The 9,839-nt window shown below is 70.5% G+C and carries 10 protein-coding genes and 1 pseudogene; 6 read left to right on the forward strand and 5 right to left on the reverse strand.

Going from position 1 to position 9,839, the window contains the following annotated elements; translation table 11 throughout:
- A partial coding sequence (locus H0W38_RS08960; RefSeq protein WP_292453003.1) for a phospholipase D-like domain-containing protein occupies positions 1–655 on the forward strand: 655 nt, incomplete at its 5' end.
- A gap of 96 nt (positions 656–751) precedes the next feature.
- Here H0W38_RS08960 and H0W38_RS08965 read toward each other — a convergent pair.
- Positions 752–1,729, reverse strand: a complete 978-nt coding sequence (locus H0W38_RS08965) for a UDP-glucuronic acid decarboxylase family protein (RefSeq protein WP_292453005.1) — start codon at positions 1,727–1,729, stop codon at positions 752–754.
- Between the two features lie 149 nt (positions 1,730–1,878).
- Here H0W38_RS08965 and H0W38_RS08970 point away from each other — a divergent pair, with 149 nt between their 5' ends.
- Positions 1,879–3,117 (forward strand): glycosyltransferase family 1 protein, encoded by a 1,239-nt coding sequence (locus H0W38_RS08970; protein WP_292453006.1) that lies wholly within the window; start codon positions 1,879–1,881, stop codon positions 3,115–3,117.
- Positions 3,101–3,646 carry a phosphatase PAP2 family protein gene (locus H0W38_RS08975; RefSeq protein WP_292453008.1) on the forward strand — a complete coding sequence of 182 codons (546 nt, stop codon included), beginning with the start codon at positions 3,101–3,103 and terminating at the stop codon, positions 3,644–3,646. Before H0W38_RS08970 ends, H0W38_RS08975 begins: the two co-directional genes overlap by 17 nt.
- On the opposite strand, the gene H0W38_RS08980 is transcribed toward H0W38_RS08975, so the two are convergent.
- Both H0W38_RS08980 and H0W38_RS08985 read right to left on the reverse strand, forming a co-directional pair.
- On the reverse strand, positions 3,571–4,401 hold the full coding sequence (locus H0W38_RS08980; RefSeq protein ID WP_292453009.1) for a polysaccharide deacetylase family protein: 831 nt from the start codon (positions 4,399–4,401) through the stop codon (positions 3,571–3,573). The genes H0W38_RS08975 and H0W38_RS08980 overlap by 76 nt on opposite strands.
- A 37-nt stretch (positions 4,402–4,438) precedes the next feature.
- The gene (locus H0W38_RS08985; RefSeq protein WP_292453010.1) at positions 4,439–5,665 is read right to left on the reverse strand and encodes a glycosyltransferase; all 1,227 of its coding nucleotides are present in this window, start codon (positions 5,663–5,665) and stop codon (positions 4,439–4,441) included.
- Between the two features lie 146 nt (positions 5,666–5,811).
- Here H0W38_RS08985 and H0W38_RS08990 point away from each other — a divergent pair, with 146 nt between their 5' ends.
- The 3 genes from H0W38_RS08990 to H0W38_RS09000 are packed head-to-tail and all read left to right on the forward strand — an operon-like array spanning position 5,812 to position 7,804.
- Positions 5,812–6,270 carry a PA2169 family four-helix-bundle protein gene (locus H0W38_RS08990; protein WP_292453011.1) on the forward strand — a complete coding sequence of 153 codons (459 nt, stop codon included), beginning with the start codon at positions 5,812–5,814 and terminating at the stop codon, positions 6,268–6,270.
- A 34-nt stretch (positions 6,271–6,304) separates the two neighbouring features.
- A complete protein-coding gene (locus H0W38_RS08995; protein ID WP_292453013.1) occupies positions 6,305–6,571 on the forward strand; it encodes a hypothetical protein in 267 nt (88 codons plus the stop codon).
- A gap of 60 nt (positions 6,572–6,631) precedes the next feature.
- Positions 6,632–7,804: a DNA topoisomerase IB gene (locus H0W38_RS09000; RefSeq protein ID WP_292453014.1), complete on the forward strand. Its 1,173-nt coding sequence runs from the start codon at positions 6,632–6,634 to the stop codon at positions 7,802–7,804.
- A 415-nt stretch (positions 7,805–8,219) separates the two neighbouring features.
- Here H0W38_RS09000 and H0W38_RS09005 read toward each other — a convergent pair whose 3' ends face one another.
- A complete protein-coding gene (locus H0W38_RS09005) occupies positions 8,220–9,557 on the reverse strand; it encodes an ATP-binding protein (protein ID WP_292453016.1) in 1,338 nt (445 codons plus the stop codon).
- A 72-nt stretch (positions 9,558–9,629) separates the two neighbouring features.
- A pseudogene (locus tag H0W38_RS09010) lies at positions 9,630–9,839 on the reverse strand (hypothetical protein); the annotation flags it as partial.

Raw genomic sequence — 9,839 nt, forward strand, 5'->3', positions numbered from 1 at the left:
ACCAGTTTCTGCCCACTGGCGCCACGAGTGCGGCAGGGCGCCACCGCAGGCCCGCTACTTTCCGGCGCTGAGCCCGCAGGGCCCGCATCGCACCGGCTTGGCCGCGTGTGAAGCCGGCTGGCAGGCCCGGCCGCTGCAGCCGGCGCTGCTGGCCGCAGTCGACGCGGCGCAGCGCCGCGTGCTGATCGGCGGCACGCCGGCGCGAAGCGTCGCCGAAGCGTTGACTGGGGCATCTGCGCGCGGCGTCGAGGTGCAAGTGCTGCTCCCGGCCCTGCCGGAGCGCGAGGGCGACGAGCCGGCCGAGCGCGCGCGACACCGCGCGCTGCTGCACAGCGGCGCACATTTGCACCGGCGCCGCCATATGCCGCTGCATGCCGACACCTGCGTGATCGACGGCGTCTGGGCCGCCGTGGGGTGCGCGCTCGACTTCGACCGCCGGCTGCATGGTGCGGAGCTCACGCTGATCGTGCTCGACGGCGATTTCGGCGCCGGCATCGAACGGCTGCTGCGCGACGACATTGCTCTGAGCCGCGAACTGACTGCGCCCGAAGCCGAGGCGTCGCATGCGGCGCTTGCGCAGGCCGACGACCCGGCAATTACTGCATGGCGGCGCGCGCGGCAGTGGCTCAGCCGGCAGCTGCAGACGCGGTCCTGAGCCGTCGTGCTTGTCTGCCTGTCCTCTCCTGTCCCGCCTGTCTTCCTGTCCTGTCAGTGCCTGGCTGGCCGATCACGTGCCGGGCACCGCGGTGCTCTATGCGGCCTTGCGCGCCAGGCCGCCTACCGCAGGCAGATCGAGTTCGCGCCGGAACCACTCGATGGTCGCGACGAGCCCGTCTTCCAGCGACACGCGCGGCGCCCAGCCGAGTTGCCGTTGAGCCAGCGAGATGTCGGGCCGGCGCTTGCGCGGGTCGTCGGGCGGCAGCGGATGGCGGTGCAGTTCGGAGCGGCTGCCGGTGAGCCGCAGCACCGCCTCGGCCAGCTCGAGGATGGTGTGCTCGACCGGGTTGCCCAGGTTGACCGGCCCTTCGATCGGCCCGTCCATGAGCTTGAGCAGGCCTTCCACCGTGTCGTCCACATAACAAAAGCTGCGCGTCTGCTGGCCGTCGCCGTACACGGTGAGCGGCTCGCCACGCAGCGCCTGCACGATGAAGTTGCTGACCACGCGGCCGTCGCCCGGGCGCAGCCGCGGGCCGTAGCTGTTGAACAGGCGCGCCACGCGGATCTCGACGTTCCTCTGCCAGCGGTAAGCGAAGGCCAGCGTCTCGGCGCAGCGCTTGCCTTCGTCGTAGCAGGCGCGCGGGCCGATCGGGTTGACGTGGCCGACGTAGTCCTCGGTCTGCGGGTGGACCTGCGGGTCGCCGTAGACCTCGCTGGTGGAGGCCTGCAGCAGCCGCGCGCCCGAGCTCTGGCACAGCTCCAGCAAATGCCAGATGCCGAGCACGCTGGTCAGCGTGGTCTGCACCGGGTCCTGCTGGTAGTAGGCCGGGCTGGCCGGGCAGGCCAGGTTGTAGACCCGCGCGGCGCAACGGGTGGCGCGCGGCAAGGGCCGCGTCAGGTCGTGCACCAGCAACCGGAAGCGCGGATTCGCCGAAAGATGCCCGACGTGGCGGCGATGCCCGGTTGACAAGTCATCGAGCGCCAGCACCGTGTGGCCACGCGCGAGCAGGCGTTCGCAGAGGTGGCTGCCGAGGAAGCCGGCGCCGCCGGGGACGAGAACGAGTGAACTCATGGCGGTGATGTCCCCTGCGGGTCGGGCAAGAAGACCGCGGGGTCGCGGGCCGGCCACGAATCGGCAAACGTCATGCCCTTGTCGAAAACGCCGGGCATGCTCGTTGCTGTGCCGGCAAGTGCCGCCCTGGCTTCGAGTCCAAGAACCGCATGCAACTCGTCTATGTCACCGAAACCTATCCGCCGGAGATCAACGGCGTTGCGCTGACCGTAGAGCGCACCGTACGCTTCCTGCGCGCGCAGGGCCACGAGGTCGAACTGATCCGGCCGCGCCAGCACGGCGAAGCCCCAGGCAGCAGCAGTCCGGATGAATGGCGCAGCGCCGGCGCACCGATCCCGATGTATCCCGACCTGCGGCTCGGCCTGGCCAGCACCGGCCAGCTGCAGCGGCGCTTCGCGGCCCGGCGGCCTGCGCTCGTGCACGTGTCCACGCAGGGCCCGCTCGGCCGCGCGGCGGTGATGGCCGCGAGCCGTCTCGGCATCCCCGTGACCACCGATTTCCGCACCAACTTCCACTGGTACAGCCGCTACTACCGGCTGGGCTGGCTCGAACCGCTGGTCTGCGGCTACCTGCGCCGCTTCCACCGTCATGCCGATGCCACCTTCGTGCCGACGAGGGCGGTTCGCGGGCAACTGCTCGCGCAGGGCTTCGAGCGCATCGAGGTGCAGGGCCGTGGGGTGGACACGGCGCACTTCTCGCCGGCGCGGCGCAGCGCCGCGCTGCGAGCGCTGTGGGGTGTCGCACCGATGGGCGATGACGATGCGGGCAGGGCGACCTCTGGCGGCGTGGGCAGTGCAGAGCCTGTCGCCGGCGCTGCACCCGTAATGCTTTACGTCGGCCGGCTCGCCGCCGAGAAAAACGTCGGCTTGGCGCTGCGCGCTTTCGAGGCGGCGCGTGCGCGCGCACCGGCCACGCGCATGGTGGTGGTCGGCGACGGCCCGCTGCGTCGGCGGCTAGAAGCTGCGTTCCCGGCCGTGCGCTTCGTCGGCATGCAGCGCGGCGACGCGCTGGCCGCGCACTATGCGAGCGCCGATGTCTTCCTGTTCCCCAGCCTGAGCGAGACTTTCGGCAACGTCACGCTCGAAGCGCTCGCCTCGGGCCTGGCGGTGCTGGCCTTCGACGCCGCCGCCGCCGCCGAGCACATTCGCCACGGCCGGAACGGCCTGCTCGCGGCACCCGGCGACGAGACGGCCTTCATCGACCAAGCCTGTAGGCTCGCATCGAGCCCGGCCCACAACCCCGCGCTGGTGCCCACGCTGCGCGCTCATGCGCGAGAGACTGCGCTCACGGTGGGTTGGGATGCGGTGCTCAGGCGTTTCGAAGGCCGCTTGCTTCACTTTGCGGCCCGCAACGCCGAGACGGCGGTGCAGCATGCGGTATTGGCCTGACGACCGCCGCGCCCGCTGGATCGAGCGCGACCGGCGTTGGGCCCTCTCGTTGCACCGCGCCTCCACGCAGCCGCTCGTGCTGCAGTTGCTGGTGGCGGTCAGCCGGCTCGGCGACGGCGGCCCCTGGGTCGTGGTGATGTTGCTGCTGCCCCTGCCCCTACTGGGCGGCATCAACGGCAGCGTGGCAGCGCTGCAGATGGCCGCGGTGGGTGCGGTGAACCTGGGCCTGTACCTGGCGCTGAAACATCACATCGGCCGGCGCCGGCCCTTCGTCGACTGCCCCGGCATCCGCTGCTGCACGCGCCCGCTCGACTCCTTCAGCTTTCCGAGCGGCCACACGCTGCATGCGGTGGCCTTCGCGCTGATCCTTTCACACCACTACCCGGCACTGGCCGTGCCGCTGTGGATCTACGCCGCGCTCGTTGCCGCTTCGCGGGTGGTGCTGGGCTTGCACTACCCGAGCGATGTGCTGGCGGGGGCGTGGGCGGGGCTCGCCACGGCGACGGTGCTGTTGGTCTGTTGGCCTTGAGTGTTTGCTCGAATTGCCCCCTCGTCTTCCCGCCACCTCGCCACCACCTGCGTCAAGGTCAACGCATCGCGACCCTCCAGCGCGCGCTCGAGCAGCCCCATCCAGGACCGCCGCACCGACCGGTGCTCCGCATCGCCCGGATGCAGCTCGAAGCGCAACAGCGGTGCAGCGCGCTGCCGATGCGCGACCGCGGCGTTCCACGGTGTCGACACCGACCGCCGCCACGCCGAGCGCGTGCTGTACACGACGGCCCGGCTGGGCAAGGTCGCGCGCCGTCGCAGATCGACCAGGCCGGTAAGCGTGCACGTGTAGTCGAAGCCGGCCGCGTCGAGTGCGCTGCGGCTGCCCTCGCTGAGCAGCCATGCGGGGGCCACGAAGCCGTGCAGCGGCCAGCGGCGGCGCTCGAACCAGCGCCTGCCGGCGCGCAGCCGCTGCGCCGCCTGGGCCTGTCCGAGCGCCGCGAATTCGCCTTCGCTCGCGGTGTACCAGCGCCGCCGGGCGTGATCGAGCCAGCCGCGCGTCGGCTCGGCGTCCCAGTGCGTGTAGCCGTGCAACGCGAGTTCGTCACCGCGCGCCAGCGCTATATCGAGGCTTTCCTCGAAAAAGGAATCGGGCCGCATGCCGTGGTAGCGCGGCACCGCCAACCATGTGACGGGCACGGGCGCGACCTGCTGCACACAGCGGTGAAGGCGCTCGCAGGCAGCCCAGGTGGCCGGCGCGGCGTCGTGCAACACCACGGCGAGCGACGGTCTCAAGCGGGCCCCTGCGCCGTTGCGCTCGCGGGCGCCCGGCTCACGGCAGGTCCTGCCCCGCGCTCTTCGGTCCCCAGCCACCCTGCCAGAGCACACCCGGCTGCGTGAGAAGGGCCGCGCTGTCGTGCGTGTTCATGAGTTGTTCGTAGCGGCGCACCATCGCCGGCATCACGCATTGCCAGTCGTGGGCTTCGGCTTGCGCACGACCGGCCTGCACGAGCGAATCCCGTTCGCTGGCAAAGAGTGCCGCAATCGCTTCCGCCCAGTCGCCCGTACGCTCCGAGGCCACACCGATGCCCGCGCCCCCGGCCACAAGTTCGGCCAGCCCGGCCCGTGCCTGAACAGCGACCGGCAGGCCGCTCGCCATCGCCTCGAGAACGGCCAGACCGAAGGTTTCCTGATCGCCCGCATGCACGAAACCATCGGCGCTCGCGTAGATGCGCGCGAGCTGCCGCGTGCGCGGCTCGAAGGGCAGCACGTGCACGCCCTCGCCGTGCGGGGGCGTGGGCCCACTGCCCACTGCGAGCAGGCAGTAGCGCGGGCCCAGCCGCTGCACCGCCGCGACCAGTCGCTGCAGGTTCTTCTCGGGCGCGAAGCGGCCCACGTAGAGCAGCGCGCGTTGGTCGGGCGCCAGACCGAGCGTGTGGCGCCAGACGGGATCGCGGCGCCGCGGATGGAATTCGTGGCTGTCGACGCCGAGCGGCTGCACCCGCACGCTGTTCACGCCTGCGGCCTGCAGGCTGCGCGCCATCGAGCGGCTGGGGGCCAGCACGGTATCGAAGTCGCGGTAGGTATGGCGCACATAGGCTTCAGTGGCGCGGCGCGCCCAGCGCGCACGCAGGCCCTCGCCGCCCACGGCCGTCGCCGCCAGCGCCGCGATGTCGCTGTGGCAAAAGGCCACGGTCGGCACGCCCAGGCGCTGGCCAGCATCGAGCGCCGCCCAGGCCAGGCGGTAAGGGTCGCCCACTTCGATGAGGTCAGGCGCTTGCGCGACCAGCGCGTCCGAACAGGCCTTGCGCGAAAGCGGCAGCCTGTAGCCGCCCGGCAGCGGCAACGACAGGCCGCCGCAGTCCGCCCGGTTCAGGCCTTGCAGGCCGGGCGCGAGCACCGTGTGGCGCCACTTCGCTTGGCGCGTCAGCCAAGCGGCCTTGGTCAGCAGGTAGCGCCGCACGCCGCCGCCGGTTTCGCTCCAGAACATGGTGGTATCGACGATGTGCGGCAGTGCCGGATCGCGGCGCGGCGTGGCTGCCGGCAGAGGTTTGTGCATCAGGACAACTGGCAAGTCGCGTTCCCGCCGTGCAGCGCCGGGCATGCCGCCTGCCAAAGACCGGGTATGTCCGTGAGCCGCAAGAACGGCCAGCGGATACCGCCCCGAAAACGTCAAGGACGTTCCACCCTCAGAAAGGATCTGAAATGACCACCGACAACAAAGACACCGTCAAGCACCTCAACAAGCTGATCGAAACCTGCAAGGACGGCGAGTACGGCTTTCGTTCCTGCGCCGAGAACACCAAGTCCGAATCGCTGCGTTCGACGTTCTCCAAGCGCGCCGGCGAATGCGAGGAAGGCGCGCGCGAACTGCAGCAACTCGTGGAGCAGTGCGGCGGCGAGCCCGACACCGGCGGCAGCGCGAGCGGCGCCATGCACCGCGGCTGGGTCTCGGTCAAGGGCACGCTTTCCGGCCACAGCGACCAGGCCATGCTCGACGAATGCGAACGCGGCGAAGACTCCGCGATGGAGGCTTACCGCGAGTGCCTGAAGGAAGACCTGCCGCCGCAGGTGAAGACCGTGGTCGAGCGCCAGTACCAGGGCGTCAAGCGCAACCACGATCAGATCCGCGATCTGCGCAACCGCATGAAGGCGGCGAGCTGAGCGACCCCCTTCGAAACTGCAGGAGTTGCACACGATGAACGCTTCAAGAACCACGACCTCGCTGGCGGTGCTCGTCGCCGCGTTCGCGCTGGCCGGCTGCGACCAGCGCGACGATGCCATCGTCACACCGAGCCCCGGCAGCACGGCCAGTGCGCCGGGCATGACAGGCGAAACCGGCTCGATGGCGCCGGGTGGCACGGCCATCATCACACCGCCGCCGATGGGCGGCGCCAGTGGCATGGATACCACCACGCCGCCGGCCATGGCGCCGGGCGCCAGCCCGGCGGCGTCGAAGCCCTGAGTCCGGGGTTCGTCCAGTCCGTGACCATGGGCGCGACGTCCGTCCGCCTTGCGCACTGCGATGGCTCGGGCTCCTAGCGAGCCCGAGCCGGAGCTCGCAAGGGCACCGGTGCCCGTGCCGGCGGGTCTGGTCTATGTGAGCGACACCATGCCGGGCCACCAGCGCGTGCGCCGTGGCCAGGGTTTCACCTATCGCGGCCCCGACGGCGCCTTGCTGCGCGACCGCCAGGAGGTCGACCGCATCCGACGACTCGCCATTCCTCCGGCTTATCAGGACGTGTGGATCTGCCCGCTCCCCAACGGGCACCTCCAGGCAACCGCGCGCGATGCACGCGGCCGTAAGCAATACCGCTACCACGTCATGTGGAACGCGCAGCGCGGAGACGACAAATTCGAGCGCATGCAAGCTTTCGGCAAGGCGCTCCCGCGCATCCGCTCGCGCATTGCGCGCGACCTGCGCGAAGCGCCCCGTTCGGCGCTGCCACGCCCGCTCGTGCTCGCCACGCTCGTTCGCCTGCTCGACACCACCTTCGTGCGCGTCGGCAATGACGAATACGCGCGCAGCAACGGCTCGTTCGGCCTGACCACCTTGCGCAACCGCCACGTGGATGTGCGCGGCAGCCTGCTGCGGCTCACCTTCAAGGGCAAGAGCGGCGTGCAGCAACAGACCAGCCTCGACGACCCGCGCGTCGCACGTGTCGTGCGCCGCCTGCAGCAACTGCCCGGCCAGGAGCTGTTCCAGTACGAAGACGACAGCGGCGCCATCCACGGCATCGACTCGGCCGACGTCAACGAATACCTGGCCGGGATCACCGGCGAGCGCTTCACGGCCAAGGACTTCCGCACGTGGCACGGCAGCGTGCAGGCACTCGAGCTGACTCGCCTGGCCTGCGCGGCCGAGGCGGCCGCCGCCGGCACGGCCGCCAGCGCCAAGGACGTCCTGGCCGCCGTGGCAAAGCGGCTCGGCAACACGCCTGCGGTGGCGCGCAAGTCCTACATCCATCCGCACGTGCTGGAGTTGGGTTCGCTGATCAACGGCGCGGCCGATTCGCGCGCTGCGCTGTGCGTGCGCCTGCACGATGCAGCCCGGCCGCGGCGGGGGCTGCAAGCGTCGGAATGCCGGCTGCTGGGGCTGCTCGAAGAACGGAAGCGCCACACCGCACGCAAGCGGGTGCGCAAGACGCCCGGCAACCCGCCCAAAGCGACGGGAAAGGACCTGCGCAAGGCTGCTTAAGCAGCCGTGGCCCCCCGATCTGCCGATGAGCGCATTACGGATGAGCGCCCCCGCGTTTCCGGCGTTCTCCGGGCTGGGAAAAAAATCAACAAAAAGTCGAAAGCCTGTCTGCCCTTCGCCGGGGCGATGACCGTTGCAGTGCTGCTGTGAGCCTCGAGCCGACGCAGCGGCCGCTGAGCACCCGAAGCGAAGCGGTGGAGTTCGCACGGCGGCGGTGGACCGAGCCGGCTTCGTCGGCCCTCACCCCCACCCTCTCCCAGAGGGAGAGGGAGTCACACGCTGCAGCCGATTCTCCTGGAGGGAGAAGGAGGTCACGCGTTGCAGCCGGCAGGTCCGCCCCGTCACGCCTTGCAGCCGCGATGTGCGCCCTTCGGAGAACTGCCCTGGCTTTGTTCCCTCTCTCTCTGCGAGAGGGTCAGGGTGAAGTCCGGCTTTCGCGCTGCGACAGCGCCGCTTCGATGCGCCCCAGCAGCGCCTGCACGTCCACCGGCTTCACCGCATGCAGATCGAAGCCGGCGGCGGCGCTGCGGGCGCGGTCTTCGGGCTGGCCGTAGCCGGTGAGCGCGACGAGCAGCACGTCGCGGCCTTCTGGTTGCGCGCGCAGTTGCTCGGCCAGCGCATGGCCGCTCAGGCCGGGCAGGCCCAGATCGACGAGCGCGACCTCGGGCCGCTCGGCCAGCGCCGCAGCCAAGCCGCTCGGGCCGTCGGGGCGCGTACTGAGGCGGTGGCCGGCTTCTTCCAGCAGGGCACGCAGCATTTCGCGCGCGTCGTCGTTGTCCTCGACGATGAGGATGCGGCGTGCGGGCCGGCCCGAAGCTGCCGCGCCGTCCTGTTGCAGCGTTCTCGCGGCCGACGGCGGCGCGGTGGCCGGCAGCCTGAGCGTGAAGGCGCTGCCGCGGCCCGGCCCCTCGCTGGCCGCGTCGACGCTGCCGCCGTGCAACTCGGCCAGCCGCCGCACGAGCGTCAGCCCGATGCCCAGGCCGCCCTGGCTGCGCGCGAGCGAATGGTCGCCCTGCGTGAACAGCTCGAAGATATGGGGCAGCGCCTCGGCAGCGATGCCCATGCCGCTGTCCTGCACATCGATGAGCACCGCGTCGCCTTCCTGGCGCGCCGTCACCGCAATGGCGCCGCCTTGGGGGGTGTATTTGGCGGCGTTGTGCAGCAGGTTGCCCACCACCTGCACCAGCCGTACCGGATCACCGTCCACCACGAGGGGTTGCACTGGGACGTGAACCCGTAGCTGCTGGCGCTGCGCGTCGATCAGCGCCTGGTGCATTTGCACCGCCTGCTCGACGATTCCGGCCACGGCGACGGGCCGCTTGTGCAGCTCGATGCGGCCCTGCGTCACGCGCGAGACGTCCAGCAGCTGATCGACCAGGCGCACGAGGTGATGAACCTGACGGGCGACGATGTCGTGGATCCGACGCAGCATTTCCGGGTTGCCGTCCGCTTGCGCCAGCAGGGCGGCCGCGCTGCTTATGGGCGCCAGCGGGGTGCGCAACTCGTGCGCCAACATAGCCAGAAACTCGTCTTGGCGCCTGCCCGCGGTGACGGCGGCTTCTTTCAGCGCGTCGGCTTCCAGTTTGGCCAACACCAGGTGCGCGTTGGCTTCGCGCAGCTCCTGCTGCTGCACCTGACTCGCCGCCAGCGCCGCGGCCTGCCCCTGCTCCGCCTGTTCGCGCAGCCGCACCGCTTCTTCCCGCTGCCCGAGCGCCTCTTCCCGTTGGGCGAAAGCGACGTCACGTTGGTCCATGACCACCTCACGATCCACCAACGCCTGCTTGTCCGAGCCAGGCGCGCGGACGAAAGGAGGCGGTGAGGGCCTTCATTCCGAGCTTCCAGCGCAACCCGGAATGCCCGCCGGCCGCGGATGGCCGGACAGCAGCGCCCGCATCTCCGGCGTCGGCTCGCCGATGCAGATTCCCGCATCGGTGATGTCGTACAGTCGCAGGCTGCGGCTGTGCGTGCTGTTGCGAACCTTCACAACCGCCATCACCCGGCGCAGGTCGCCGTGCAGCTCCACGTAGCGCTGTAC

The organism is Methylibium sp. (assembly GCF_013817365.1).
Lineage (GTDB): Bacteria > Pseudomonadota > Gammaproteobacteria > Burkholderiales > Burkholderiaceae_C > Methylibium.